This is a genomic window from Cupriavidus necator (assembly GCF_016127575.1).
Lineage (GTDB): Bacteria > Pseudomonadota > Gammaproteobacteria > Burkholderiales > Burkholderiaceae > Cupriavidus > Cupriavidus necator_D.
Genome location: NZ_CP066020.1, coordinates 13,660 through 38,758 on the forward strand (window position 1 = coordinate 13,660; position 25,099 = coordinate 38,758).

General features: G+C 63.8%; 24 protein-coding genes and 1 pseudogene. 12 read left to right on the forward strand and 13 right to left on the reverse strand.

Annotated elements, in window-relative coordinates; all coding sequences use genetic code 11:
* Positions 1 to 346: 346 nt before the first annotated feature.
* The 13 genes from I6H87_RS32140 to I6H87_RS32200 form a co-directional block, all read right to left on the reverse strand.
* Positions 347 to 1,381 (reverse strand): IS630-like element IS885 family transposase, encoded by a 1,035-nt coding sequence (locus tag I6H87_RS32140; protein ID WP_011154327.1) that lies wholly within the window; start codon positions 1,379 to 1,381, stop codon positions 347 to 349.
* 458 nt (positions 1,382 to 1,839) lie between these two features.
* Positions 1,840 to 2,877: a class II fructose-bisphosphate aldolase gene (gene fba, locus I6H87_RS32145; RefSeq protein ID WP_011154328.1), complete on the reverse strand. Its 1,038-nt coding sequence runs from the start codon at positions 2,875 to 2,877 to the stop codon at positions 1,840 to 1,842.
* Positions 2,878 to 2,918: 41 nt separating this feature from the next.
* On the reverse strand, positions 2,919 to 4,157 hold the full coding sequence (locus I6H87_RS32150) for a phosphoglycerate kinase (protein WP_011154329.1): 1,239 nt from the start codon (positions 4,155 to 4,157) through the stop codon (positions 2,919 to 2,921).
* 9 nt (positions 4,158 to 4,166) lie between these two features.
* Positions 4,167 to 5,177 carry a type I glyceraldehyde-3-phosphate dehydrogenase gene (gap, locus tag I6H87_RS32155; protein WP_011154330.1) on the reverse strand — a complete coding sequence of 337 codons (1,011 nt, stop codon included), beginning with the start codon at positions 5,175 to 5,177 and terminating at the stop codon, positions 4,167 to 4,169.
* 59 nt (positions 5,178 to 5,236) lie between these two features.
* The gene (gene gph / locus I6H87_RS32160; RefSeq protein WP_011154331.1) at positions 5,237 to 5,932 is read right to left on the reverse strand and encodes a phosphoglycolate phosphatase; all 696 of its coding nucleotides are present in this window, start codon (positions 5,930 to 5,932) and stop codon (positions 5,237 to 5,239) included.
* On the reverse strand, positions 5,932 to 7,944 hold the full coding sequence (gene tkt, locus I6H87_RS32165; RefSeq protein WP_011154332.1) for a transketolase: 2,013 nt from the start codon (positions 7,942 to 7,944) through the stop codon (positions 5,932 to 5,934). The genes gph and tkt overlap by 1 nt, the downstream gene beginning before the upstream one ends.
* A 9-nt stretch (positions 7,945 to 7,953) precedes the next feature.
* Positions 7,954 to 8,832 carry a phosphoribulokinase gene (locus I6H87_RS32170; protein ID WP_011154333.1) on the reverse strand — a complete coding sequence of 293 codons (879 nt, stop codon included), beginning with the start codon at positions 8,830 to 8,832 and terminating at the stop codon, positions 7,954 to 7,956.
* Between the two features lie 11 nt (positions 8,833 to 8,843).
* Positions 8,844 to 9,938, reverse strand: coding sequence for a class 1 fructose-bisphosphatase (locus I6H87_RS32175; protein WP_011154334.1), 1,095 nt, complete (start codon positions 9,936 to 9,938; stop codon positions 8,844 to 8,846).
* 50 nt (positions 9,939 to 9,988) lie between these two features.
* Positions 9,989 to 10,714, reverse strand: coding sequence for a ribulose-phosphate 3-epimerase (gene rpe / locus I6H87_RS32180; protein WP_011154335.1), 726 nt, complete (start codon positions 10,712 to 10,714; stop codon positions 9,989 to 9,991).
* A gap of 1 nt (position 10,715) precedes the next feature.
* Positions 10,716 to 11,480, reverse strand: a complete 765-nt coding sequence (locus I6H87_RS32185) for an HAD family hydrolase (protein WP_011154336.1) — start codon at positions 11,478 to 11,480, stop codon at positions 10,716 to 10,718.
* 3 nt (positions 11,481 to 11,483) lie between these two features.
* On the reverse strand, positions 11,484 to 12,437 hold the full coding sequence (gene cbbX / locus I6H87_RS32190; RefSeq protein WP_011154337.1) for a CbbX protein: 954 nt from the start codon (positions 12,435 to 12,437) through the stop codon (positions 11,484 to 11,486).
* 156 nt (positions 12,438 to 12,593) lie between these two features.
* A complete protein-coding gene (locus I6H87_RS32195) occupies positions 12,594 to 13,013 on the reverse strand; it encodes a ribulose bisphosphate carboxylase small subunit (protein ID WP_011154338.1) in 420 nt (139 codons plus the stop codon).
* Positions 13,014 to 13,070: 57 nt separating this feature from the next.
* The gene (locus I6H87_RS32200; protein WP_011154339.1) at positions 13,071 to 14,531 is read right to left on the reverse strand and encodes a form I ribulose bisphosphate carboxylase large subunit; all 1,461 of its coding nucleotides are present in this window, start codon (positions 14,529 to 14,531) and stop codon (positions 13,071 to 13,073) included.
* 167 nt (positions 14,532 to 14,698) lie between these two features.
* Here I6H87_RS32200 and I6H87_RS32205 point away from each other — a divergent pair.
* The 12 genes and pseudogenes from I6H87_RS32205 (at position 14,699) to I6H87_RS32260 (ending at position 25,048) form a co-directional block, all read left to right on the forward strand.
* Positions 14,699 to 15,618: pseudogene (locus I6H87_RS32205) on the forward strand (LysR family transcriptional regulator).
* A gap of 660 nt (positions 15,619 to 16,278) precedes the next feature.
* Positions 16,279 to 17,361 carry a hydrogenase small subunit gene (locus tag I6H87_RS32210; protein ID WP_198489267.1) on the forward strand — a complete coding sequence of 361 codons (1,083 nt, stop codon included), beginning with the start codon at positions 16,279 to 16,281 and terminating at the stop codon, positions 17,359 to 17,361.
* 38 nt (positions 17,362 to 17,399) lie between these two features.
* Positions 17,400 to 19,256 carry a nickel-dependent hydrogenase large subunit gene (locus I6H87_RS32215; RefSeq protein WP_011153927.1) on the forward strand — a complete coding sequence of 619 codons (1,857 nt, stop codon included), beginning with the start codon at positions 17,400 to 17,402 and terminating at the stop codon, positions 19,254 to 19,256.
* A gap of 65 nt (positions 19,257 to 19,321) precedes the next feature.
* Positions 19,322 to 20,056: a Ni/Fe-hydrogenase, b-type cytochrome subunit gene (gene cybH / locus I6H87_RS32220; RefSeq protein WP_011153928.1), complete on the forward strand. Its 735-nt coding sequence runs from the start codon at positions 19,322 to 19,324 to the stop codon at positions 20,054 to 20,056.
* Between the two features lie 401 nt (positions 20,057 to 20,457).
* Entirely contained in the window at positions 20,458 to 21,054 is a 597-nt protein-coding gene (locus tag I6H87_RS32225; RefSeq protein ID WP_231881531.1) for a HyaD/HybD family hydrogenase maturation endopeptidase, read from the forward strand.
* A 9-nt stretch (positions 21,055 to 21,063) separates the two neighbouring features.
* Positions 21,064 to 21,387 carry a HypC/HybG/HupF family hydrogenase formation chaperone gene (locus I6H87_RS32230; protein ID WP_011153931.1) on the forward strand — a complete coding sequence of 108 codons (324 nt, stop codon included), beginning with the start codon at positions 21,064 to 21,066 and terminating at the stop codon, positions 21,385 to 21,387.
* A gap of 10 nt (positions 21,388 to 21,397) precedes the next feature.
* Positions 21,398 to 21,883, forward strand: coding sequence for a hydrogenase expression/formation protein HoxO (locus I6H87_RS32235; RefSeq protein WP_011153932.1), 486 nt, complete (start codon positions 21,398 to 21,400; stop codon positions 21,881 to 21,883).
* A 31-nt stretch (positions 21,884 to 21,914) separates the two neighbouring features.
* A complete protein-coding gene (locus tag I6H87_RS32240) occupies positions 21,915 to 22,763 on the forward strand; it encodes a hydrogenase expression/formation protein (protein WP_011153933.1) in 849 nt (282 codons plus the stop codon).
* Positions 22,760 to 22,996 carry a rubredoxin gene (locus I6H87_RS32245; RefSeq protein WP_011153934.1) on the forward strand — a complete coding sequence of 79 codons (237 nt, stop codon included), beginning with the start codon at positions 22,760 to 22,762 and terminating at the stop codon, positions 22,994 to 22,996. The genes I6H87_RS32240 and I6H87_RS32245 overlap by 4 nt, the downstream gene beginning before the upstream one ends.
* Before the next feature lie 12 nt (positions 22,997 to 23,008).
* A complete protein-coding gene (gene hybE / locus I6H87_RS32250) occupies positions 23,009 to 23,548 on the forward strand; it encodes a [NiFe]-hydrogenase assembly chaperone HybE (protein WP_011153935.1) in 540 nt (179 codons plus the stop codon).
* A complete protein-coding gene (locus I6H87_RS32255; protein WP_011153936.1) occupies positions 23,545 to 24,696 on the forward strand; it encodes a hydrogenase expression/formation protein HoxV in 1,152 nt (383 codons plus the stop codon). Before hybE ends, I6H87_RS32255 begins: the two co-directional genes overlap by 4 nt.
* Positions 24,689 to 25,048 (forward strand): hydrogenase maturation nickel metallochaperone HypA/HybF, encoded by a 360-nt coding sequence (locus I6H87_RS32260; protein WP_011153937.1) that lies wholly within the window; start codon positions 24,689 to 24,691, stop codon positions 25,046 to 25,048. Before I6H87_RS32255 ends, I6H87_RS32260 begins: the two co-directional genes overlap by 8 nt.
* Positions 25,049 to 25,099 lie beyond the last annotated feature (51 nt).

Consider the following 25,099-nt stretch of genomic DNA (forward strand, 5'->3'; position numbering starts at 1 on the left):
TTTTCCGTTGATGGCCACCGTTCCGCCGCAAAGCGGCAGGGCGCTGTCGTGTCCAGCACTGCGTTGAGATCCTCATGGACGCGACGACAGGCGTCCGTCTGCACTGCGTCGAAGTAGTGGTTCGAGTGCAGTTGGCGCTCCAGATTTATCGACACGAAAGCCGCATGTGCAGAAACACCGGTTAGGCATTCCGACCGGCGCCCAGATTGCACTTTGCAGCTCGCACAGCGGGTAAGCATCTACACTTAATAACTTATCCTTTTAGGATCTCTGTAAGACTTTTTGAGCGAATTTCGGCGCTTGTGGCCTGTAATAATTGCTATTACTAACCTTACTGAAAGTAATGTCACATAGCGGCATACTTGCATTCGGGCTGGCAAAAGAACGATTTGACCAGGCTCGGCAATTTCTGGATGCGACGCAAAGCGCCGAGCGCCAGTTTCTTCATGTCGTTCTTGTCCTGCACCAGTCGCTTCGATACCTGTCGTTTCACGTGCGCCCAGACCTGCTCATCTGGATTCAGGTGCGGCGAGTACGGCGGTAAGTAGAACAGCTTGAGCTGCCCCTTCAGGCTCGCGATATACGCCTTGACCAGCTTGGCCTTGTGGATCGGATGCCCGTCCACGACCACGAAGACCGGCTTATCGGCACCAACCATCAGCCGCTGGAGGAACTCGCAAAATACCGTGCCAGTTACCGCACCGTCATGCAGCATGAAGCGGAATTCGCCTTGCGGGCTTACAGCCGAGATCATGTTCAGCGAAAAACGCCGCCCGGTCGCCTCGACCACCGGGGTCTGGCCGCGCGGCGCCCAGGTCGTCCCGGTGTGGTAATCGGAGCGGATTCCCGATTCGTCGGCGAAGTAGATCCTGGCTCCCACTTCGCGCGCTTCGGCGCGGATCGCAGGATAGATCTCCGCCTCCCAGCGGCGCACCAGCATGGCATCCTGCTGCCACGCCTGATACAGCGGCTTCTGCGCACTGAAACCCAGCAACTTCATGACCCGGCTCACCGCCGAGAGCGACAGCTCCTTGCCAAACTGCCGATGGATCAGTGCACGGATCAGCGACAGTGTCCACAGCCCAAACTCGAACTTGTATTGCTGCGGTGTGTTGTCTCGCACCGCTTGGGCAAGCCAGCGCATCTCGTCGCCGCTGACTTTGGACGGACGCCCCGGGATCGGTTTGGCGAGCAGCGCACGCTGGCCACCGCTAGCATAATCGGCAAGCCACCTGAAGACGCTTCGCACATTCACGCCCAGCGCCGCCGCCACGCTTTGCGCCGTTTGACCCTCACGAACTGCTTTGATCGCCTGTTGGCGCATCACCTGAAGGGCATGATGATCGATCGCTCGACCGTCCGAGTTCCGTTTGCATTTCATTCCCGTATTGTCTCATGACATGACAATACTTTCGAGAAGGTTAGTAAGACAGATTCTGAAAAGCCCGACGACCGCGAGAGCCGGCTACCAGAATGCCGCTAGAAGCCACGTTTGGCGCGAGAGAATCGCCTGTCCGCATACGCCTAGCAGCGGGCGGTTCCCGATTGTGCAGCGCCAGCCGGGCGCCATGCCTCCCTGCACTTGGAGCAGCCATAGCACCCGAGCCGATCCCATGTACCACGCCACCGCCCCTTGCCTCCTCGCTATGCGGCACCGCCGAAATGCTGCAAGCCAAGCTGTCCATGCTACTCCGCCAGTGCGTTGCACGGCCGGGCACGCTACCGGTGACAGATGCCGACAAGGCACCTGCCATGAGCGCACCCCAGCTGCGGACCACACTCTCGGTGATTCCAGCATGAGCAAGGGGCCGGATGGCATGTTCGCTGACTACGTCTCGCTTACCGGTACCACTGCGCTAACTGCTCCATCGCAATCGGTTTGATCTTCGAGGCCTGTCCGGCGCAGCCGAAGGCCTCGAAGCGCAGCTTCACCACGCTCCTCGCCCCTTTCTTGGCCGCCAGCAGCGCCTTGCGCGGGTCGAACTCGCTGCGATCCTCCGCCAGTGACTTGCGGATAGCCCCGGTCATGGCGAGGCGGATATCGGTGTCGATATTCACCTTGCGCACCCCGGTCTTGATGCCGCGCAGGATCTCCTCGACCGGCACGCCGTAGGTCTCCTTGATGTCGCCGCCGTACTGCCGGATGATTTCCAGCCACTCCTGCGGCACCGAGCTGGAGCCGTGCATGACCAGGTGCGTGTCGGGAATCTGCTCGTGGATTTCGCGGATGCGGTCGATCGCCAGGATGTCGCCGGTGGGCTTGCGCGAGAACTTGTAGGCGCCGTGGCTGGTGCCGATGGCAATCGCCAGCGCGTCTACCCCGGTGCGGGCGACGAAGTCGCGCGCCTGTGCCGGGTCGGTCAGCATCATGTCGTGCGACAGCGTGCCCGCCGCGCCCACGCCGTCCTCTTCGCCGGCCTGGCCGGTTTCGAGCGAGCCCAGGCAGCCCAGTTCACCCTCCACCGAGACGCCGACTGCATGCGCCATCTCGCACACGCGCCGCGTGACGTCGACGTTGTAGTCGTAGTCGGACGGTGTCTTCATGTCTTCACGCAGCGAACCGTCCATCATCACGCTGGTAAAGCCGGAGCGGATCGAGGCCTGGCACACGGCCGGGCTGGAGCCGTGGTCCTGGTGCAACACGATGGGGATGTCCGGATGGGTCTCGGCCGCGGCCAGCACCATATGGCGCAGGTAGGCCTCGCCGGCATACTTGCGGGCACCGGCGGAGGCCTGGAGGATGACCGGGCTGTCGGTTTCCTCGGCCGCTTCCATGATGGCGTGAATCTGTTCCAGGTTGTTGACGTTGAAAGCCGGCACGCCGTAGCCGAACTCTCCCGCGTGGTCCAGCAACTGGCGCAAGGATATGAGTGCCATGATGAAGCTCCTTTAGTCGATGTGGATTCGGTGAATTGGGTTCAGCTGGCGGCCCGTTGCTCCAGCACGTCCAGTGCGGGCAGCTTCTTGCCTTCCAGGAATTCCAGGAACGCGCCGCCGCCGGTCGAGATGTAGCCCACGCGGTCGGCAATGCCGTACTTGGCGATGGCGGCCAGCGTGTCGCCGCCGCCGGCGATCGAGAACGCCTTCGACTCGGCGATGGCCTGTGCCAGCACCCTGGTGCCATTGCCGAACTGGTCGAATTCGAACACGCCAACCGGGCCATTCCAGACGATGGTGCCGGCGGCCTTGAGCTGGTCGGCCAGCATGGCCGCGGTCTTCGGGCCGATGTCGAGAATCATGTCGTCGTCGGCCACGTCCCTGACGTCCTTGACCGCGGCCGCGGCGGTGGCGCTGAACTCCTTGGCGCACACCACGTCGACCGGGATCGGCACCGAGGCGCCGCGGGCGGCCATGATGTCGATGATGGCCCTGGCATCGGCCAGCAGGTCAGGCTCGGCCAGCGACTTGCCGATCTTCAGGCCGGCGGCCAGCATGAAGGTATTGGCGATGCCGCCGCCGACGACCAGGTTGTCGACCTTGTCGGCCAGCGACTTCAGGATGGTCAGCTTGGTCGAGACCTTGGAGCCGGCCACGATCGCCACCAGCGGACGCGCCGGCTGGCCCAGCGCCTTGCCCAACGCGTCGATCTCGGCGGCCAGAAGCGGGCCGGCGCAGGCAACGGGGGCGTACCTGGCGATGCCATGCGTGGTCGCCTCGGCGCGGTGGGCGGTGCCGAAGGCGTCGTTGACGTAGACATCGCACAGCGCCGCCATCTTCTGCGCCAGCTCGTCGCTGTTCTTCTTTTCGCCCGTGTTCATGCGGCAGTTTTCCAGCAGCACCACCTGCCCGGGCGGCACCTGGAAGCCGCCCTCGGTCCAGCCGGACAACAGCGGCACCTGGCGGCCCAGCAGTTCCGACAGGCGGCGGCCCACCGGCGCCAGGCTGTGGCGCGGGTCGGGCGCCCCCTCCTGCGGCCGGCCCAGGTGCGAGGTGACCATCACCGCAGCGCCCGCCTGCAGGCAGGCCGCGATGGCAGGCACGGAAGCACGGATGCGGGTATCGTCGGTGATATCGCCCGCTGCATCCTGCGGGACGTTGAGGTCGGCGCGGATAAAGACACGCTTGCCGGCCAGCCCGCCAGCGGCGAGCAGTGCGGCCAGCGTGTGCGGCGCCGTGGGATTCGTGTGCGGGACCGATGCATGGGATAGGCTCATCATGGCAACCTGCTAGCGTGCGTGGGCCAGTGCCACCGCGGTATCCAGCATGCGGTTGGAGAAGCCCCATTCGTTGTCATACCAGGCCGACACCTTGACCAGCGTGCCGTTGACCTTGGTCAGGGTGGCGTCGAAAGTGGATGAGGCCGGGTTGTGGTTGAAGTCCACCGAGACCAGCGGCGCGGTGTTGTAGTCCAGGATGCCCTTGAGCTCGCCTTCGGCGGCTGCCTTCAGGATGCCGTTCACTTCCTCAACGGTGGTCGGCCGCGCCGCCACGAAGGACAGGTCGACCAGCGACACATTGATCGTCGGCACGCGCACGGCAAAGCCGTCCAGCCGGCCGTCCAGCTCAGGCATCACCAGCCCGACCGCGGCGGCGGCGCCGGTCTTGGTCGGGATCATCGACATGGTGGCCGAGCGCGCCCGGCGCAGGTCTTCGTGGTAGACGTCGGTCAGCACCTGGTCATTGGTATAGGAATGCACCGTGGTCATCAGGCCGTTCACCACGCCCAGCTTCTCGTGCAGTGGCTTGACCAGCGGTGCCAGGCAGTTGGTGGTGCACGAGGCGTTGGAGATCACCGTGTCGGTCGCCTTCAGCACGCCGTGGTTGACGCCATAGACGATGGTGGCGTCCACGTCCTTGCCGCCGGGGGCGGAGATGATCACCTTCTTCGCGCCGCCCTTCAGATGGGCCGAGGCCTTCTCCTTGCTGGTGAAGAGCCCGGTGCATTCCATCACCACGTCCACGCCCAGTTCGCCCCACGGCAGCTCGGCCGGGTTGCGCTGTGCCAGCACGCGGATCCGGTCCCCGTTGACGCGGAAGGCATCGCCGTCGACCGAGACCTCGCCCGGGAAGCGGCCGTGGACGGTGTCGTACTGGGTCAGGTGGGCGTTGGTGGCCGCGTTGCCGAGATCGTTGATGGCGACGATCTCGAGATCGTGCCGCTTGCCGCCTTCATAGTGGGCGCGCAGCACATTGCGGCCGATGCGTCCGTAGCCGTTGATGGCAACCTTGATAGTCATGCTGTCTCCTTTACTTGTCTTGGTATCCTTGCCGGTCGCGCCTGCGCGCCGGCGCAATATCAGGCGGCGGGCGCCAGCCGCGCCGGCGTCAGCAGCGCCGGCAACGCCTCCAGCGAATCGACCAGCGCGTCCGCGCCCAGCGCCGCGGGCCCGCCGGGGCCGGCGTAGCCATAGCGCACCAGGCAGACCGGGATGCCGGCCGCGCGCGCCGCCGCCACGTCCACGGCCGAATCCCCCACCAGCACACCCTGCGCCGCATCGACGTCGAGCAGATTGCAGGCATGCCGCAGCGGCTCGGGGTCGGGCTTCATCTGCGCGATCGAGTCGCCCGCCACCAGCACTTCCAGGTACTGCGACAACCCGGTCAGCGCCAGCAGCGGCACCGCCAGCGCGCGCGGCTTGTTGGTGACGCAGGCAAGCCGGTAGCCTTGCCGCCTGAGCGCGGCCAGTCCGGCCTCCACGCCCGGGAACACGGAGCCGAGGCGGCCGTTGGTGTCGGCATAGTGGCGATGGAACATCGCCACGGCATCGGTAGCGTCCACCCTTGGCGCGAGCTGCGCGGTCTCCAGCACACGCCGCACCAGGTTCGGCACGCCACGGCCGATGAAGCCGGCCACGGTGCCGAATGGTAGTGCCGGGCTGCCGAGGTCGGCCAGCATGCGGTTGGCGGCCTCGACAATGTCGGGCGCGCAGTCGACCAGCGTGCCGTCCAGGTCGATCAACACCGCGGTGCAGGGCAGGGATACGGTAGCCATCAAGCGTCCTCCAGCAGCACGCGCGCGGCGGCCGCGACATGCGCCGGGGTCAGGCCAAAGTGCTGGTACAGCGCCTCGGCCGGCGCGGATTCGCCGAAGCTGTCGATGCCCAGCGCCAGGCCCTGCTCGCCCACCACGCCCCGCCAGTACCAGGTGGCGCCGGCCTCCACGCTGATGCGCGGCAAGCCTGGCGGCAGCACGCTGTCGCGGTACGCCGCGTCCTGCGCGTAGAACAGCTCGACGCAGGGCATGGACACCACGCGCGCGGCGATGCCGGCATCGGCCAGGTCCAGCGCCGCGCGCGCGGCGATTTCCACCTCGGAGCCAGTGGCGATCAGCACCACGCGCGGCGCCGGCACATCGCGCAGCACATAGCCGCCACGCGCGATATCCGCACGCTGGGCCGCATCGCGCTCGAACGGCATCAGCGCCTGCCGCGACAGCACCAGGCAGGTCGGGCCATTCTCACGCTGCAGCGCGGCCAGCCACGCATACGCGGTCTCGGCGCCGTCGCAGGGGCGCCAGACCTGGTTGTTGGGGATCAGCCGCAGGCTGGCGGCGTGTTCCACTGGCTGGTGGGTGGGACCGTCCTCGCCAAGTCCGATCGAGTCATGGGTCAGCACGTGCACCACGCGCAGGCGCATCAGCGCCGCCATGCGGATGGCATTGCGCGAATAGTCCGAGAACGTCATGAAGGTGCCGCCGTAGGGGATCAGGCCGCCATGCAGCGCAATGCCGTTCATGACGGCGGCCATGCCGAACTCGCGCACGCCGTAGCTCACATAGTTGCCATGCCCGGCATGGTTGACCCAGACCGACGCCTTGACATTGGTCAGGTTGGACCCGGTCAGGTCGGCCGAGCCGCCCAGCAGCTCGGGCAAGGCGGGCGTGAGCGCCTCCAGGCACAGCTGCGATGCCTTGCGCGTGGCGATCTTGCCTTGCAGCGGCGACGGCGCGTCCAGCAACGCCATCAATTCGGCATCGAAGCCCTCGGGCAGGCGGCCATTGGCACGGCGCACGAATTCTTCGGCCAGTTCGGGGTGCGCGGCGCAATAGCTGACGAAGCGCGCCTCCCATTCGGCCTCGCGCGCGGCGCCTTGCGCGCGTGCATCCCAGGCGTCGGCGACATCCGCCGGCACCGTGAAGGGCTCGGCTTCCCAGCCCAGCGCGGTGCGCATGGCGGCGATCTCCGGCGCGCCCAGCGGGGCGCCGTGCACATCGTGCCCGCCGGCCTTGGCGGGCGCGCCCTTGCCGATCACGGTGCGGCAGCAGATCAGCGTGGGCCGGTCGCGCTCGGCCTTGGCCTCGTGCAGCGCGGCATCGAGGGCGTGCGCATCGTGTCCGTCGACGTCCGCAATCACATGCCAGCCATAGGCGGCAAAGCGCTTCGGGGTGTCGTCGGCAAACCAGCCGGCGACCTCGCCGTCGATGGAGATACCGTTGTCGTCGTACAGGCAGATCAGCTTGCCCAGCCCGAGCGTACCCGCCAGCGAGCAGGCCTCGTGGCTGAGCCCTTCCATCAGGCAGCCATCGCCGAGGAAGACATAGGTGTGGTGGTCGACGATGTCGAAGCCGGGGCGGTTGAAGGTGGCGGCCAGCAGCTTCTCCGCCAGCGCCATGCCGACGGCATTGGCGAGGCCCTGACCCAGCGGCCCGGTGGTGGTTTCCACACCCGGCGTCACGTCGACTTCCGGATGCCCCGGCGTGACCGCGTGCAACTGGCGGAACTGGCGCAGCTGCGACATCGGCAGGTCGTAGCCGGTGAGATGCAGCAGCGCGTACTGCAGCATGGAGGCATGGCCGTTGGACAGCACGAAGCGGTCACGGTCGGGCCAGGCCGGGTTGGCCGGGTTGTGGCGCAGGTGGCGCCGCCACACGACCTCGGCCATCTCGGCCATGCCCATGGGGGCGCCGGGGTGGCCGGAGCGGGCCAACTCCACCGCGTCGGCGGCCAGGAAGCGCAGCGCGTTGGCGCAACGCGCTGCGGGGTCGATGCGTTCGGGTGCGTTCATCTCGGCTCCTTACAGCGCGGCGCGCTTGCGGCGCTCCATCATGCGCAGCACGAAGGGCGTGAAGATCAGCTGCATGGCCAGTTCCATCTTGCCGCCCGGCACCACGATGGTGTTGGCGCGCGACATGAAGGAGTCGTGGATCATGCTCAGCAGGTACTGGAAGTCGATCCCCTTCGGGTTGGCAAAGCGGATCACCACCATGCTTTCATCGGGCGCGGGGATTTCGCGCGAGATAAAGGGGTTGGACGTGTCCACGCACGGCACCCGCTGGAAGTTCACATGCGTGCGCGAGAACTGCGGGCAGATGTAGTTCACGTAGTCCGGCATGCGGCGCAGGATGGTGTCGGTCACGGCCTCGGTCGAGTAGCCGCGCTGTTTCTTGTCGCGCCAGAGCTTCTGAATCCACTCCAGGTTGATGACGGGCACCACGCCGATCAGCAGGTTGGGATACTGGGCGACATTGACCTCGTCGGTGACCACGCCGCCGTGCAGGCCTTCGTAGAACAGCAGGTCGGTATCGGCCGGCAATGGCTCCCACGCGGTGAAGGTGCCGGGCTGCTGCCCGAACGGCGCGGCCTCCTCCGTGCTGTGCAGATAGCGCCGGCGCATGCCCGTGCCGGATTCCGCGTAGGAGCGGAACAGGCTCTCCAGGTCGCCGAACAGGTTGTTCTCCGCGCCGAAGTGGCTGAAGTTCATATTGCCGGTGCGTTCGGCCTCGGCCATCTTGACCTTCATCTCGGCACGGTCGTAGCGGTGGAAGCTGTCGCCTTCGATCACGACCGACTTCACGCCTTCACGGCAGAAGATGTTCTCGAAGGTACGGGTCACCGACGTGGTACCGGCGCCCGAGGACCCGGTGATAGCGATAATGGGATAACGTTCTGACATGGCCAGGCACCTCAGGCGGACGCGCGGAACAGGCTGCGCTCGTTGAACAGGGGACTCGGAAGGTCGGGGTCGGTCTGGTTGGTGTGGTAGCCCTCGATCCGTTCCACTTCATTGCGCGAGCCGAAGATCACGCCGATACGCTGGTGCAGCGCGCCCGGCGCCACCGACATCAGCGTCTGCCGGCCCGTGCTGGCGCGCCCGCCGGCCTGCTCCATCAGGAAGGCGATCGGGTTGGCCTCGTACAGCAGGCGAAGGCGGCCCGGCTTGGCGGGATCCTTGGTGTCGCGCGGGTACATGAAGACACCGCCGCGCATCAGGATGCGGTGCGCCTCGGCCACCATCGATGCGATCCAGCGCATATTGAAATCCTTGCCGCGCGGCCCGCTCTTGCCAGCCATGCACTCGCCGATGTAGCGCTGCACCGGCGCTTCCCAGAAGCGGCTGTTCGACGCGTTGATGGCAAATTCCTGGGTATCGGGCGGCACCCGCAGGTGGGGGTGCGTCAGGAAGAACTCGCCCAGGTTGGGATCGAGCGTGAAGCCGTTGACGCCATTGCCCACGGTCAGCACCAGCATGGTGGTGGGACCGTAGAGCGCGTAGCCGGCCGCCACCTGGGCGCTGCCGGGCTGCAGGAAATCCTGCTCGGTGACGGTGTCGGCGCCTTCGGGCGCGCGCAGCACCGAGAAGATGCTGCCCACTGAGACATTGACGTCGATGTTGGACGAGCCGTCGAGCGGATCGAACACCAGCAGGTACTTGCCGCGCGGGTAGTTCTCCGGGATCTGGTAAGGCGCCTCCATCTCCTCCGACGCCATGCCGGCCAGGTAGCCGCCCCACTCGTTGACGCGCAGGAAAGTGGTATTGCTCAGCACGTCCAGCTTCTGCTGGATCTCGCCTTGCACGTTGACGGCCCCCTCTTCTCCAGCTTGAGTGCTGGCCTTGCCGTGCAAGCCCCCCAGCGCGCCGAAGGCAACCGCGCGCGCAATTTCCTTGCAGGCCATGGCGACGTTGAGAATCAGGCCGTTGAAGCCACCGCTGGCGTCCGGATAGCGGCGGCGTTCCTCGATCAGGAACTGCGTCAGGGTCATCCGCTGGACTTCGGGCATGACAGGTCTCCTATAGATTGGCTATGTATTCTTGTGTGGTGCCGTGCGGGCTACGTGATGGTGGCGGCCTCGCGCAAGCGGTGCAGGATGCCCCGGTAGCCGCCGTCGGCATCCGGCGCGCCGAACACGGCGCTGCCGGCCACGAAGGTGTCGGCGCCCGCACGGGCGATCTCAGTGATGTTGTCGGCCTTGACGCCGCCGTCGATCTCCAGCCAGACCGGCCGCCCGCCGGCGGCCACTTGCCGGTCGATGCGCGCCCGTGCCTGGCGCACCTTGTCCAGCACGCCCGGAATGAAGGCCTGGCCGCCGAAGCCCGGGTTCACGCTCATCAGCAGCACCAGGTCGAGCTTGTCCAGCGTGTGGTCCAGCCAGCTCAGCGGCGTGGCCGGGTTCAGCACCAGGCCGGCCTTGCAGCCGTGGTCGCGGATCAGGCCGATGGTGCGGTCCACATGGCGGCTCGCTTCCGGATGGAAGCTGATGAGGTTGGCGCCGGCCTTGGCGAACATCGGGATCAGCGCATCGACCGGCTCCACCATCAGGTGCACGTCGATGGGGATCGAAACCAGCGGCCGGATTGCCTCGCACACCAGCGGGCCGATGGTCAGGTTGGACACATAGTGGTTGTCCATCACATCGAAGTGCACCAGGTCCGCGCCGCCGGCCTCGATCGCGCACACCTCTTCGCCCAGGCGCGCGAAATCGGCCGACAGGATGGATGGCGCCAGGCGGATGGCGCGCTGGCTGCCATGGCCGGTGTTGGGTTCGGTGGCATGCATGTCAGGTCGCCTCGATCAGGGTGCCGTGGTGCCAGGCGCGCAACGCGGCAAGGTCGGCCCAGCGGTGTGCCGCGCCGGGCACGTGCTGGGGCATGGGTTCGGCGGGATCGCCAAGATGCGGCAGCACCAGCAGCGCGCCCTCGAAGGAATCCTGCGCGCTGAAGGTGGTGGGCGTGACAACGGTGGGAATGCCGGCCGCCCGGGCGGCGCGCAATCCGTTCCCCGAGTCCTCGATGGCCAGGCAATCGCCGGCCTCCAGGCCGAGCCGCTCCAGCACGGCCAGGTAAACATCGGGCGCAGGCTTCTTGATCGCGGTGGTGCCGGCGTCGCAGATGGCAGCAAAGCGCCCGCGCCAGTCCGCGCCAAGGTGCGCCTGCAGCAGCGCGTCAAGGTTGGCCGGCGTGGTGGTGGTGGCAATCGCGAGCGGGAGGCCGGCCTCGCCGGCCTCTGCGATCAGGCGGGCAATGCCCGGGCGCAGCGGCAGGCCGCCCGCCCCAACGCGCTCGGCGTAGTGGCGGGTCTTGATGGCGTGCACGGCGTCGATGGTTTCCTTCACCTTGCAGCCGCGGGCCTCTTCCGGGTCGACCATGCGCCAGTAATGCATCAGGCGCTCCTTGCCGCCGGCGACCTTGAGCAGGCGCGTGTAGAGCGGCGCGTCCCAGTGCCAGTCCAGGCCGACCTCGGCGAAGGCGGCATTGAAGGCTTGCAGGTGAGCGGTTTCGGTATCGGCGAGCGTGCCGTCGACATCGAAGATCAGGGCTTGCATGGCTTACTCCTTGGCCGGCGTCTGTGCGGCTGGCGCGGCCTTCGAAAACACGCGGCTGGCCAGCAGGTCAGACGCCGTGATGGTGGTCAGGGTACGGTCGTCGGCGACCGTGCCGGCATCGTCCAGCAGGCGCGAGGCATGGCGCAGCCGCGCGCGGTCCAGCGCATTGCGCACGCTGCGGGCATTGGCAAAGTGCGGCTGCGCCATGCGCCGGGCCAGGTAATCCGCAAACACGGCCCGGCTTTCGTCGTCAAAGCGGTACTGCATCTCGGCCAGCATCAGGTCGGCGATCTGACGCAGCTCGTCGAGCTGGTAGTCAGGGAAATCGACATGGTGGGCAACGCGCGAGGACATGCCCGGGTTGGACTCGAAGAAGCGGTCCATGCGGTCCTTGTAGCCGGCCAGGATCACCACCAGGTCATCGCGGTTGTTCTCCATCACCTGCAGCAGGATCTCGATGGCCTCCTGGCCGTAGTCGCGCTCGTTCTCCGGGCGGTAGAGGTAGTAGGCCTCGTCGATGAAGAGCACCCCGCCCAAGGCCTTCTTCAGGATCTCCTTGGTCTTGGGCGCGGTATGGCCGATGTACTGGCCGACCAGGTCGTCGCGGGTCACCGCCACCAGGTGGCCGCGCCGCACGTAGCCAAGCTGGTGCAGGATCTGCGCCATGCGCATAGCCACGGTGGTCTTGCCAGTGCCGGGATTACCGGTGAAGCACATATGCAGGCTGGGCGCACCGGCGCTGAAGCCGCGCGCGGCGCGCAGCTTGTCCACCAGCAGCAAGGCGGCAATATCGCGAATGCGCGCTTTCACCGGCTTCAGTCCGATCAGTTCACGGTCGAGCTGGGCCAGCAGCTCGGTGATGCCCGAGCTGGCCAGCGATTCGGCCAGCGATCCAGGCAGCGATGCGGCCTGGGCAGCTGGTGGCTGCAGCGGTGCGGTCGTTTCGGGTGCGGACATGGCAGGCTCCGTGAGGATCGTTCACCTCGATAAATTCGAGGCGCAGCTCCCCCCGGACGCGCAGCCTGGCGGCGGCGCAACCGTGGGATGGCACAGTCAGGAAATCGCCGGCGGCAGCGTCGTGGCAGCGCCGCGCGGCGGTTCAGCCGGTGCCGCTCAGTAGCGGCTGCCCTCGGGGCGCGCCTGCACGGCGTAGCTCTCGATCGAATAGCGGATCGTGCGGCCGGGCTCTTCCTGGCGCACCAGGCGGAAGCCGGGCTCGTCGGCCGGACGATTCACGATGAACGACATCACCACCGACTCCACCGTATGCGTCGAATCGAAGGCCGTGACGCGGATGTAGTGGTTGGGGAAGGTGCTGCGCGCGTTGTTGATCTCCAGCAGGATGCCGGCGGCATCGCGCAGGTCGAACATCGGCAGGCCGAACATCTCCCAGTAGGTATTGCGCGGATGCGGGTCGTCGGTGTACTCGATGCCGACCGCCCAGCCCTGGTTCAGGCAGTATTCAAGCTGGCTGGTGATCTGCGCGTCGGTGAGGTCGGGCAGGAAAGAGAAAGTGCCTTGAGTAATACGCATGATGTCCTCTCGTTCTTTGGGTTCGCTCGTCGTGCCTTGGTGGCGTCGCGCCAGGGCTCAGGCCACCGACGCGGTGGGCGCGAAGTCCGAGGTGTCGGTCGGCGTGTAGTTGAAGCTGATATCGCCCCAGGTATCGAGCGCAGCCCGCAGCGGTCCGCACCAGCGCGCGGCATCGCGCAGGATCTCCGGCCCTTCATTGAGGATGTCGCGGCCTTCGTTGCGCGCCAGCACCATCGCTTCCAGCGCCACGCGGTTGGCCGTAGCACCCGCCTGGATCCCTTGCGGGTGGCCGATGGTGCCGCCGCCGAACTGCAGCACCACGTCGTCGCCAAAGAGGTGGATCAGCTGGTGCATCTGGCCGGCATGGATGCCGCCGGAGGCCACCGGCATCACCTTGCGCAGCGAAGCCCAGTCCTGGTCGAAGAACAGCCCGCGCGTCAGGTCGGTATGGGTGTACGCATCGCGGCAGACGTTGTAGTAGCCCTGCACGGTCAGCGGATCGCCTTCCAGCTTGCCCACCGCGGTGCCGGTGTGCATGTGGTCGACGCCGGCCAGGCGCAGCCATTTGGCGATCACGCGGAAGGACACGCCGTGGTTCTTCTGCCGGGTGTAGGTGCCATGGCCCGCGCGGTGCAGGTGCAGGATCATGTCGTTCTGGCGGCACCAGTTGCTCATGGACTGGATACAGGTCCAGCCCACGATCAGGTCGATCATGATGACGACCGAGCCCAGCGACTTGGCGAACTCGGCGCGCCGGTACATCTCTTCCATGGTGCCGGCGGTCACGTTGAGGTAGCTGCCCTTGACCTCGCCGGTGGCGGCCGAAGCCTTGTTGACGGCGTCCATCACGAACAGGAAGCGGTCGCGCCAGTGCATGAAGGGCTGCGAGTTGATGTTCTCGTCGTCCTTCATGAAATCCAGCCCGCCCTTCAGGCCCTCATACACCACGCGGCCGTAGTTGCGGCCCGACAGTCCCAGCTTGGGCTTGGTGGTCGCGCCCAGCAGCGGGCGGCCGAACTTGTCGAGGCGCTCGCGCTCGACGATGATGCCCGTGGAGGGGCCGGCGAAGGTCTTCACATAGGCCACCGGGAAGCGCATGTCTTCCAGGCGCGCGGCCTTGATCGGCTTGAAGCTGAAGACGTTGCCGATGATCGACGCGGTCAGGTTGGCGATCGAGCCTTCCTCGAACAGCGACAGGTCATAGGCCACGTAGCAGAAGAACTGCTCGGGGTTGTTGGGCACCGGATCGACCCGGTAGGCCTTGGCGCGGTACATGTCGCAGGCGGTCAGGCGGTCGGTCCACACCACCGTCCAGGTGGCGGTGGAGGATTCGCCGGCCACCGCGGCAGCGGCCTCGACCGGATCCACGCCGTCTTGCGGCGTGATGCGGAACAGCGCCAGCAGGTCGGTATCCTTGGGCTCGTAGTCGCCGTCCCAGTACCCCATTTCCTTGTACTTCATGACGCCGGCGTCATAGCGCTTGCGCGGCTTGGCTTGGACCGATTCAGGTGCGTTCATGCTTGTCTCCTTGCGTGGTTGAGCGTCGTGGCTGCTGCGTTGATGCAAAGATATAAGCCCACTAACATAAGGTAAATTCAGATATTCTTAGACACCGTATAAGCAATCCCTTAAGTGCGACCCAGACTGCACATCACGGAACCATTCAAAAGCCGCCCCCACTGCTCATGTCCTTCCTGCGCGCCCTCACCCTTCGCCAGTTGCTAGCTTCGTGCGCGCCGCCGAGGAACTGCACCTGACCCAGCCAGCGGTCTCGATGCAGGTCAAGCAGCTCGAATCCGTGGTCGGCCTGGCGCTGTTCGAACGGGTCAAGGGACAGTTCACGCTGCGCCCGGCGACCGCCTGCTGCCACCATGCGTCCCGGATCCTCGGCGAGGTCAAGGACGCCGAGGAATGCCTGCAGGCCGTCAAGGACGTCAGCAGGGGTCGATCACGATCGGGCTGATCAGCACGTCGAAATACTTCGCGCCCAAGCTGCTCGCGCGGTATACGGAACGCTATCCGGGCGTGGATGTCCGCTTCGCCGAAGGCAACCGCGAAACGCTACTGCGCCTGCTGCAGGACAACGCGATCGACCTCGCCCTGATGGGCCGGCCGCCGCGCAAACTCGACGCCGTGTCCGAACCCATCGCCTCGCATCCGCACGTGCTAGTGGCTTCGCCGCGGCATCCGCTGCGTGACGCTGAGCGCTTCGATCTGCAAGAACTACGCCACGAAACCTTCCTGCTGCGCGAGCCGCATTCTGGCACTCGCTCGGTGGCCGAGGAGATGTTCGGGCACCACCTCTTTGCACCGGCCAAAGTGCCCATGCTGGATAGCAATGAAACGATCAAGTAAGCGGTGATGGCCGGCATGGGCATCAGCCTGTTATCACTGCACACGCTGTCGCTGGAATTGCACACACCGGGAGATCGCGCTGCTCGATGCGGCAGGCACGCCAATTGAGCGTGTCTGGCATGTCGTGCACATGGCTAGCAAGCGGCTGTCGCCCGCCAGCGAGCTATGTCGCACCTTCCTGCTGGAACACACGGCGGAATATTTGGAACGGGAATACGGCGGGCTGCTGCCCGGCGGGCTTGTGGCCTAGGGGATTCGGCAAGTCGGGGATCCTGGTAGATGGCGTCGGCCTGCGCATGTGTCATGGCGCCGGTGGCGAGATAAGCATCCGGCACCACGGCAGTTGGGCTTGCGGGCTGGTCTGCAGTAGCTGCGTGGCATTGCTCGGACGACAGACCCGCTCCTGCCGCGCATGCAGCAGGGGTACAGGAAGGCTGCGAGCAGCGCCGGCTCATTGCCTTTCCGTTGGGCGGGGCGAGACGCCGGGGGCGGGGGCTCATCCGAGTTCAACGCCGATCACTGAACTTCCTTCTGATGCATTCAAGCGAAAACCCAGTGAGCATCTGGCGTCGGCTAGCGCCAGGCGACGGTCCACTTCATGACGGATGAAATATTGTCAAATCAGGATCCGGTGTCCTGCGTTGTAGGTTCGCCGAATAGGGCGCTGTCGGGCGGACGCACGAACCTGCGTCACAGATGCTCATACATGCCTTCTCGGTATCAATCTTTTTCTAAACAAGCCATCCAACTCAGGATGGTAGCGGGGGTTTTCCCCAGGTCTTCGGATTCAGGCATAGATCTTGTTTCAACTATGTCGCCAAGCCAGCATTCGTGCGCGAGGGCGGTATCGCTCCCCGGTTGGCGCATCGCGACGAATGCCAATACCAATACAGAAATTAGGAGACAGGTTATGGTCGAAACATTTTATGAAGTCATGCGCAGGCAGGGCATTTCGCGACGAAGTTTCCTGAAGTACTGTTCCCTGACAGCCACATCCTTAGGACTGGGACCTTCCTTTCTGCCGCAGATCGCGCACGCGATGGAAACCAAGCCGCGTACACCAGTACTTTGGCTGCACGGTCTCGAATGTACCTGTTGCTCGGAATCGTTCATTCGCTCGGCCCATCCGCTGGCAAAGGACGTCGTGCTATCGATGATCTCACTGGACTATGACGACACACTGATGGCGGCTGCCGGCCACCAGGCCGAGGCCATCCTCGAGGAGATCATGACGAAGTACAAGGGCAACTATATTCTGGCGGTGGAGGGGAATCCGCCACTCAATCAGGATGGCATGAGCTGCATCATCGGTGGGCGGCCATTCATTGAGCAGCTCAAATACGTGGCCAAGGATGCCAAGGCCATTATCTCCTGGGGTTCCTGCGCATCCTGGGGATGCGTGCAGGCAGCCAAACCTAATCCCACTCAGGCCACACCGGTTCACAAGGTGATCACCGACAAGCCGATTATCAAGGTCACGGGGTGCCCTCCGATTGCCGAAGTGATGACGGGTGTCATTACCTACATGCTCACCTTCGATCGTATTCCCGAACTGGATCGACAGGGTCGGCCGAAGATGTTCTATAGCCAGCGCATCCACGACAAATGCTACCGGCGTCCACACTTCGATGCCGGCCAGTTCGTCGAGGAATGGGACGACGAATCAGCCCGCAAAGGCTTCTGCTTATACAAGATGGGCTGTAAAGGCCCGACCACGTACAACGCCTGCTCCACCACGCGCTGGAACGAGGGGACGAGTTTCCCCATTCAGTCGGGCCACGGTTGCATTGGTTGCTCCGAGGATGGCTTTTGGGACAAAGGCTCATTCTACGATCGTCTGACCGGCATCAGCCAGTTCGGCGTTGAGGCCAACGCCGACAAGATTGGCGGAACGGCCTCCGTCGTGGTGGGGGCGGCCGTGACGGCGCATGCCGCAGCGTCTGCGATCAAGCGTGCGTCGAAGAAGAACGAAACCAGCGGCAGTGAACACTAAGCCGCCGGGGAAACGACTGAATCAGGAAGATCGAAATAATGTCAGCTTACGCAACCCAAGGCTTCAATCTTGACGACCGCGGCCGTCGCATTGTCGTCGATCCCGTCACCCGCATCGAGGGTCATATGCGCTGCGAGGTGAATGTCGATGCCAACAATGTCATTCGCAACGCTGTTTCCACTGGTACCATGTGGCGCGGACTGGAAGTGATTCTCAAGGGCCGCGATCCGCGCGACGCCTGGGCGTTCGTAGAACGCATCTGCGGTGTTTGTACCGGTTGTCACGCGCTTGCGTCGGTGCGTGCCGTGGAAAACGCGCTCGACATCAGAATTCCAAAGAACGCCCATCTGATCCGAGAGATCATGGCCAAGACGTTGCAGGTGCATGACCATGCGGTGCATTTCTATCACCTGCATGCGCTGGATTGGGTGGATGTCATGTCAGCCCTGAAAGCCGACCCGAAGAGGACTTCCGAGTTGCAGCAGTTAGTTTCGCCTGCGCATCCGCTGTCCTCGGCAGGCTATTTCCGCGATATTCAAAATCGACTCAAGCGCTTTGTCGAGAGTGGTCAGCTTGGCCCTTTCATGAATGGGTACTGGGGATCCAAGGCTTATGTGCTGCCGCCGGAGGCCAATCTGATGGCGGTCACGCATTATTTGGAAGCGCTGGACCTACAGAAGGAGTGGGTGAAAATCCACACCATCTTCGGCGGCAAGAATCCGCACCCGAACTACTTGGTCGGTGGCGTGCCGTGCGCGATCAATCTCGATGGTATCGGGGCTGCCAGCGCGCCGGTAAATATGGAGCGCTTGAGCTTCGTTAAGGCGCGCATCGACGAGATCATCGAATTCAATAAGAATGTATACGTGCCAGACGTGCTCGCCATCGGCACACTGTATAAACAGGCCGGGTGGCTGTACGGCGGCGGGCTGGCAGCCACCAACGTGCTTGACTACGGCGAGTACCCGAACGTTGCCTACAACAAGAGCACTGACCAACTGCCCGGCGGCGCGATCCTCAACGGCAACTGGGACGAAGTATTTCCAGTGGATCCGCGCGACTCCCAACAGGTGCAGGAATTCGTGTCGCACAGCTGGTACAAGTATGCCGACGAGAGCGTAGGTCTGCATCCCTGGGACGGCGTGACTGAGCCCAATTACGTGCTCGGTGCAAACACTAAGGGTACACGCACGCGCATCGAGCAAATCGACGAGAGCGCGAAGTACTCGTGGATTAAATCGCCGCGCTGGCGCGGCCACGCGATGGAGGTAGGGCCGCTGTCGCGCTACATCCTTGCCTATGCCCATGCGCGGAGCGGCAACAAGTACGCTGAGCGTCCCAAGGAGCAGCTTGAGTACTCCGCGCAGATGATCAACAGTGCGATACCAAAGGCATTGGGATTGCCAGAAACACAATACACGCTCAAGCAGTTGTTGCCCAGCACGATCGGTCGTACGCTGGCGCGCGCACTCGAGAGCCAATATTGCGGAGAAATGATGCATAGCGACTGGCATGATCTGGTCGCCAACATCCGGGCGGGCGATACGGCAACCGCCAACGTTGACAAGTGGGATCCTGCCACCTGGCCGCTGCAAGCCAAGGGCGTTGGGACCGTCGCTGCGCCGCGCGGCGCTCTCGGACACTGGATTCGTATCAAGGACGGCCGGATCGAGAACTATCAGTGCGTAGTGCCTACCACGTGGAATGGCAGTCCGCGTGATTACAAGGGGCAGATCGGCGCATTTGAGGCTTCGCTGATGAACACCCCGATGGTCAACCCGGAGCAGCCGGTGGAAATCTTGCGCACGCTGCATTCGTTCGATCCCTGTCTGGCGTGTTCGACTCACGTCATGAGCGCGGAAGGCCAGGAACTCACTACAGTCAAGGTGCGATAAAAGGTGCCGGACCGGCGTCTGGCCAGCGAGCGGATATCGGTTCGGCAACGGCACAAGGAGATAGCATGAGCACAAAAATGCAGGCGGATCGCATTGCAGATGCGACCGGGACCGACGAAGGAGCGGTAGCCAGCGGGAAGTCAATCAAGGCCACTTATGTTTATGAGGCGCCAGTGAGGCTGTGGCACTGGGTCAATGCGCTGGCGATCGTAGTGCTGGCAGTGACCGGATTTTTTATCGGCTCGCCGCCCGCGACCAGGCCGGGGGAGGCCAGCGCAAACTTTCTGATGGGCTATATTCGCTTTGCCCACTTTGTCGCAGCTTACATATTCGCGATCGGCATGCTGGGCCGCATCTACTGGGCGACGGCAGGGAATCATCATTCCCGCGAACTCTTCTCCGTGCCGGTGTTCACTCGGGCGTACTGGCAGGAGGTGATTTCGATGCTGCGTTGGTACGCCTTCCTATCTGCGCGTCCAAGCCGGTATGTCGGTCACAATCCGCTGGCCCGTTTCGCGATGTTCTTCATCTTCTTCCTGAGTTCGGTGTTCATGATCCTCACGGGCTTCGCGATGTACGGCGAAGGCGCACAGATGGGCTCGTGGCAGGAGCGCATGTTCGGCTGGGTCATTCCTTTGCTCGGTCAATCTCAGGATGTGCATACCTGGCATCATTTGGGTATGTGGTTCATTGTGGTGTTTGTGATCGTCCATGTCTATGCAGCGATTCGCGAGGACATCATGGGCCGCCAGAGCGTAGTGAGCACGATGGTCTCGGGCTATCGGACCTTTAAGGACTGATGCGCAATGCAACCGAAGCGATCGCAGGCTTTCGTCGATACCATGCACCCGCTACCGGAGGTATTGCCCTCGGTATGGTGGCATCCCGGCGTGTCACGGCGCGTGTCGGTTCATTCGGGCTGTTTTCTGAGTAGTCATTACCTCAAGCCGCTCGGCCTGTCGCAGCCCCACGCCCGCTGTCTGCTCAGGATTGCGAAACGGCGCTTGCATGAAATCATCAATTGGAACAGCCGTCAGGCTTGGAAAGGCGCCTGTTCCTCCTTTCGTGTCTCGGTCGCTCGCCGCACGGTACACGGTTCCCTTTTTCGCTGACCACCGCCATGAGACCAACTCAAACGTCCGATATCGCACCTGGAACCAGCTGTAACCAATCCCGTGACAAGGAGCCGGTGGTAGTTGCAATGGGCATTGGCAATGTGCTCTGGGCGGATGAGGGCTTTGGCGTGCGCTGCATTGAAACCCTCCAGCAGCGCTATCAGTTCGCACCGCAGGTATGCCTGGTCGACGGGGGCACGCAGGGGCTCTATCTGATCCACCACGTGCAGGCTGCGTCGCGCCTGCTGATCTTCGATGCGATCGACTATGGCCTGCCTCCAGGAACGCTGAGAATTATCGAAGACGAGGCGGTGCCGAAATTCCTTGGGGCCAAGAAGATGAGCCTGCACCAGACCGGCTTCCAGGAAGTACTGTTGCTCGCCCAGTTGACGGGACAGTACCCGCAGCAGGTGGTGCTGATCGGCTGTCAGCCGGAGGAGTTGGAGGATTATGGCGGCAGTCTAAGGCGGGTGATGAAGGCTGCGGTGGAGGATGCGGTGGAGAAAGGGGCGGACTTGCTGCGGAGATGGGGCGGGATGCCGGTGCCTCGCACTGCGGAGCTTGCGCCTGCCGAGGCCGTGACCGTGCCGCATCTGGCGCTCGATCGCTACGAAGCCGAACGTCCTTCGCCTCGGGCCGCCTGCCGGATTGGCGATGAACGTTTTATGCCACAGGATTTGTGAGGGGCGAATATGTGTATTGGCATTCCCATGCAGGTCATGGCGATCGAGCCTGGATATGCGGTCTGTGCGGGACGCGGCGAACGACGGAGAGTCTCGAGCGCGCTGGTTGGTGACTGCCAGCAGGGCGACTGGCTGCTGGTCTTCCTGGATTCGGCGCGTGAGCGGATCGATGCGCTCAGGGCGCATGAAATCGATGCCACGCTGGATATGCTGCAAGCGGCCCTGCTGGGTCTTGACGCATCCGAAGCGCAACCACGTTTTGAACTGCCATCGGCGATGGCCCGCGAGGACCTCGCCGTTCTATCCAACTCCAGAGATTCTTCCTCTTACTAAGGTAACTTTCATGTCGACCGAATCAGCGATGTTTCTTGCCCCCATCCCGACGACGGACGCAGTACCGCCGGTGATCGAACGTCTGGTCGAACAGCATCAGGCTGCCTGGGTTGACCAGGATTCCATTGACGACTGGCTGGCTGGCGGCGGCGATTGCGTGCTGTTTATCGCCGGCGACCCGGTGCGCTTTCCCGAGTGCGTGGATGTCGCTGTCGTGTTGCCGGAGTTGCAAAGGGTGTTCTTCAATGGTTTTCGCATTGGCGTGGCGAAACGTGAACGTGAGCACGAAGATGTGCTGGCGAATCGCTTTGGCACGCAGCGTCGACCGTCGCTGGTGTTCTTGCGAGACGGTGCCTATGTGAGCGTAATCGCCGGCATGCGCGACTGGGACGAATACGTGCGCGAGGTCCGGCGGGCGCTCGCGATGCCGACTTCACGGCCGCCATCCATCGGCATTCCAGTGATTTCGGCGGCAGCCGGCGGCAGTTGCCACTGATCCGTCGAACAATGCCTCACAGGACAACGCGATGAATTCATTTCCCATTCCGGTCGTGCTGCTCGGTCCCGGTTCGCAAGCCGAGGATGAAACGCTCGATTACATACACATGCCGCAGGGCATGAGTGTCTATACACCGCCTGTGCTGCCGGAACCCGAGCAGATTGCCTGCCTGACCCAAGCGCAAAGTGTGCTGCGGGCGATTCTCGACGCGCTGGACCGCGCGGACCCGAAACAGCCCAATCCAAGAATCGAATTGTGGGCATTGGACGAAGAAAACCGTCAACTGCTCAAGCAAGTGCTTGGTGAGGGGGAGGTGAGTGCAAGGATTGAGGGCGAGTACCAGGTGTATATCCAGGAAGCTGTATTTGCAGGGGTGTGGCGCGTGGTGTCCACTTGCCCCGATGCGACGACGGACTACATCGAGGTTGGCGCAGCACCGGAAGTGCTGCGCGGCGCGGCGCGTTATGGCGCCAATCAGTGGAGTCTGGATGTCGGGCGGGTGCCCGACGGTGTCATGAACGCGCCCTCGATCCTGGCGGAGATCGATGACCAATTGCTGAGTTGGCATCCCGGCAAGCCGGTGCATGTCGTCAACCTGACATTACTGCCGATGTCGCCGCAAGATATTACGTTTCTCGACGAAACTCTCGGTGCTGCAAGCGTCACCATCCTTTCGCGCGGCTATGGCAACTGTCGCATTAGCAGCACGGCAGTGCCATATTGCTGGCGGGTGGTGTATTTCAATTCGCAGGACACCACCATTCTCAACACCGTCGAGATTACCGATCTGCCGGAAGTGGCCTGCGCGGCCCCGGAAGACCTGCGGGATTCTCACGAACGTCTGACAGAGGTACTGAAATGGGTGGGGAGCATATGAACGACGCAGGTATGGGGCGCTTCGAAGGCAGTTACCTGGGAGATCGGGGGCGCCTGGCGGCCGACGCGCGGCTGGAATGCAAGATCTGCTGGTGGGAGTACGATCCTGAAGTCGGCGATCCAGTTTGGCAGATTGCGCCCGGCACTTCATTTTCGGCGCTCCCGGCGCACTGGCGGTGTCCGAATTGCGACGGTGAAGCCGAGCAATTTATGGTGCTCGGTCCGCAGGCGTGAGAGACTGCAACGATGTTGCTGGCCAACTATGGAGCCTGTGAAGTGGACCGGGTGCGCCATCTGGAAGAGGCTTTCTGCTGCATTGCGGCAACTCGCATGGCCGATATCCCCGTGGTGAACCGCGCGTTGTCGGTGGAAGCATTGGGGTTCGAGCAGTGTGCCGAATCAGCGGGCGGCTCGGATGGCGAAATGGGGATTCTCATTACTCCCTGGTTCATGAACCTGATTTGGCTAGCGCCATACGGCCCATGCCTCGGAGAGCGGGATGCGTCGACGCTGCCGGTGGGAAAGACCTGTATGCGACGATTTGGAAGCCACGACTTCGAATTCATCGGTGCCTCGGAGCCACAGTTTGGTCCCTACCAATTTTGCTCATTATTTTCGCCGATGTTTGAATTCGCCAACCAGGCTAGTGCGCGCGCAACCGCGACGGAAGTATTGCGTCTGTTACGGGCGTCGCCAGATGCGCCTTTACCGCCAACGTGCGCCCCGCACCGAGACAGGCGGGGGTTTCTGTTCGGTAGGCGTCGAATTGAGGGGGAATCGTTATGACTCGGGCCGTCGCGTTGACCGGTCGGCTGACATTTCGCCCAGGGCAGGTGCCAGGCATTGCGGGTGAGCGCCCCCAACTCGCCGAACGATTGCTGCGAGGCCGGCCCGGCGAGGCTGCACCGCACCTCCTGCCGAGGCTCTTTGCTCTGTGCGGCGAGGCGCACGGCGTCACCGCGGCGCTCGCCGTGAACGCTGCGCTTGGTCGTGTCGCCGCGCCCGAACCGGCGCTGTTTCGAAGGCTCGCCCATGAGACGGCATGTGAGCATATCCGCCGCATCTGGCTGGACTGGCCGCTGCATCTGGCCAGCGGGCCGGTGCCGTCCACGTTTAATAGTCGAGTGCCGCAGCGCGAACTGATTGATTGCCCGATGTTGAAGGCGTCGCATTCGGAGTCGGCCGCCATGCTCGCTTGGCTGGAGAGGGCGGTGCTGGGAACCGCACCCCGCCGCTGGCTGGCGCATTGGCATGAAGACCCGGCCGGCTGCCTTTCCACATGGGCGACCAAGATCCACACCTGGCCTGCAATGGCAATGCGTCAGTGCATGCAGGTAGCGCAGGCCATGGCGAGCATGCCTGCCCCCCTGCTGCCGCACGCGTCAACGGACGCCTTGCGCGAACTGGCGCAGTCCTTGGCCGGGGAGGCGGACTTTCCTTGCCGCCCAAGCTGGCAAGGCCGGGTGTTCGAGACTGGCAGTTGGACACGACTGGGGCTGGCGGATTGCAGCGCCTTCGGCAACATGTGGTTGCGGCTGGGCGCGCGCATCGCGGAGTTGGTGTTGCTGTCGCTGCGGGACGGTATGCAGGCATCCGGGGAGGCACATGATTCACCTTGTCTGCAAATGGGCGCATTGGCGCTGGCTCCCGGCCAGGCGTTGGCATGGAGCGAAATGGCCCGTGGCTTGCTGATGCACTGGGTACGTCTGGTGGATACGCCGCAAGGACCGGTGATCGGCGGCTATCGGATCATTGCGCCGACTGAATGGAACTTCCATCCGGACGGGGCGGTGGCGCACATGCTCGCCCACCTCGCGCCGTTCGACGCGGCCGATGTGCGGCGCAGCATCGGCATTCTGGTCGCGGCGTATGATCCTTGCGTCCCCTATACGGTGGAGTTCGCGGAGTCTTTGGGAGATACTGTCCATGCATGAGCTCAGCCTGGCGGGTGGCATCTTGCAGTTGCTCGAAGACGCTGCGCGGCGCGAACGATTTGCTCGGGTCACGCTCTTGCGCCTCGAGGCAGGCAAGTTGTGTGGCGTGGAGGTACGCGCGCTGCGTTTCGCGCTCGAGGCCATTGCTTCGGGAACCTGCCTGGAGGGCGCTTGTATCGAGATCGAGGAACCTGAGGGACAGGCCTGGTGCCTGCAGTGCAATGCAGCGGTTGCTTTGGCGGAGCGTGGCGCACCATGCAGCGGATGCGGCGGCTACCGGCTCCAGCCCACTGCGGGGACCGAGTTGCGTGTTATGGACATGCTGGTCGAAGATCACTGGTGTCCTGAATGAAAAATTCATTGAATCAGGACACCAGGGTGAAGCGATCTGCGAGAAGAAAGG

Bases quoted from the DNA above. Each gene is read 5' to 3' on its own strand.
- I6H87_RS32210 (WP_198489267.1), top strand. From the start codon at position 16,279: ATGGTCGAAACATTTTATGAAGTCATGCGCAGGCAGGGCATTTCGCGA.
- I6H87_RS32170 (WP_011154333.1), bottom strand. From the start codon at position 8,832: ATGTCAGAACGTTATCCCATTATCGCTATCACCGGGTCCTCGGGCGCC.
- hybE (WP_011153935.1), top strand. From the start codon at position 23,009: ATGTTGCTGGCCAACTATGGAGCCTGTGAAGTGGACCGGGTGCGCCAT.
- I6H87_RS32255 (WP_011153936.1), top strand. From the start codon at position 23,545: ATGACTCGGGCCGTCGCGTTGACCGGTCGGCTGACATTTCGCCCAGGG.
- I6H87_RS32230 (WP_011153931.1), top strand. From the start codon at position 21,064: ATGTGTATTGGCATTCCCATGCAGGTCATGGCGATCGAGCCTGGATAT.
- I6H87_RS32200 (WP_011154339.1), bottom strand. From the start codon at position 14,531: ATGAACGCACCTGAATCGGTCCAAGCCAAGCCGCGCAAGCGCTATGAC.
- tkt (WP_011154332.1), bottom strand. From the start codon at position 7,944: ATGAACGCACCCGAACGCATCGACCCCGCAGCGCGTTGCGCCAACGCG.
- I6H87_RS32215 (WP_011153927.1), top strand. From the start codon at position 17,400: ATGTCAGCTTACGCAACCCAAGGCTTCAATCTTGACGACCGCGGCCGT.
- gap (WP_011154330.1), bottom strand. From the start codon at position 5,177: ATGACTATCAAGGTTGCCATCAACGGCTACGGACGCATCGGCCGCAAT.
- I6H87_RS32260 (WP_011153937.1), top strand. From the start codon at position 24,689: ATGCATGAGCTCAGCCTGGCGGGTGGCATCTTGCAGTTGCTCGAAGAC.
- I6H87_RS32185 (WP_011154336.1), bottom strand. From the start codon at position 11,480: ATGCAAGCCCTGATCTTCGATGTCGACGGCACGCTCGCCGATACCGAA.
- I6H87_RS32175 (WP_011154334.1), bottom strand. From the start codon at position 9,938: ATGCCCGAAGTCCAGCGGATGACCCTGACGCAGTTCCTGATCGAGGAA.
- gph (WP_011154331.1), bottom strand. From the start codon at position 5,932: ATGGCTACCGTATCCCTGCCCTGCACCGCGGTGTTGATCGACCTGGAC.
- fba (WP_011154328.1), bottom strand. From the start codon at position 2,877: ATGGCACTCATATCCTTGCGCCAGTTGCTGGACCACGCGGGAGAGTTC.
- rpe (WP_011154335.1), bottom strand. From the start codon at position 10,714: ATGCATGCCACCGAACCCAACACCGGCCATGGCAGCCAGCGCGCCATC.
- I6H87_RS32140 (WP_011154327.1), bottom strand. From the start codon at position 1,381: ATGAAATGCAAACGGAACTCGGACGGTCGAGCGATCGATCATCATGCC.
- I6H87_RS32240 (WP_011153933.1), top strand. From the start codon at position 21,915: ATGAATTCATTTCCCATTCCGGTCGTGCTGCTCGGTCCCGGTTCGCAA.
- I6H87_RS32150 (WP_011154329.1), bottom strand. From the start codon at position 4,157: ATGATGAGCCTATCCCATGCATCGGTCCCGCACACGAATCCCACGGCG.
- I6H87_RS32245 (WP_011153934.1), top strand. From the start codon at position 22,760: ATGAACGACGCAGGTATGGGGCGCTTCGAAGGCAGTTACCTGGGAGAT.
- I6H87_RS32195 (WP_011154338.1), bottom strand. From the start codon at position 13,013: ATGCGTATTACTCAAGGCACTTTCTCTTTCCTGCCCGACCTCACCGAC.
- cbbX (WP_011154337.1), bottom strand. From the start codon at position 12,437: ATGTCCGCACCCGAAACGACCGCACCGCTGCAGCCACCAGCTGCCCAG.
- I6H87_RS32225 (WP_231881531.1), top strand. From the start codon at position 20,458: ATGGGCATTGGCAATGTGCTCTGGGCGGATGAGGGCTTTGGCGTGCGC.
- I6H87_RS32235 (WP_011153932.1), top strand. From the start codon at position 21,398: ATGTCGACCGAATCAGCGATGTTTCTTGCCCCCATCCCGACGACGGAC.
- cybH (WP_011153928.1), top strand. From the start codon at position 19,322: ATGAGCACAAAAATGCAGGCGGATCGCATTGCAGATGCGACCGGGACC.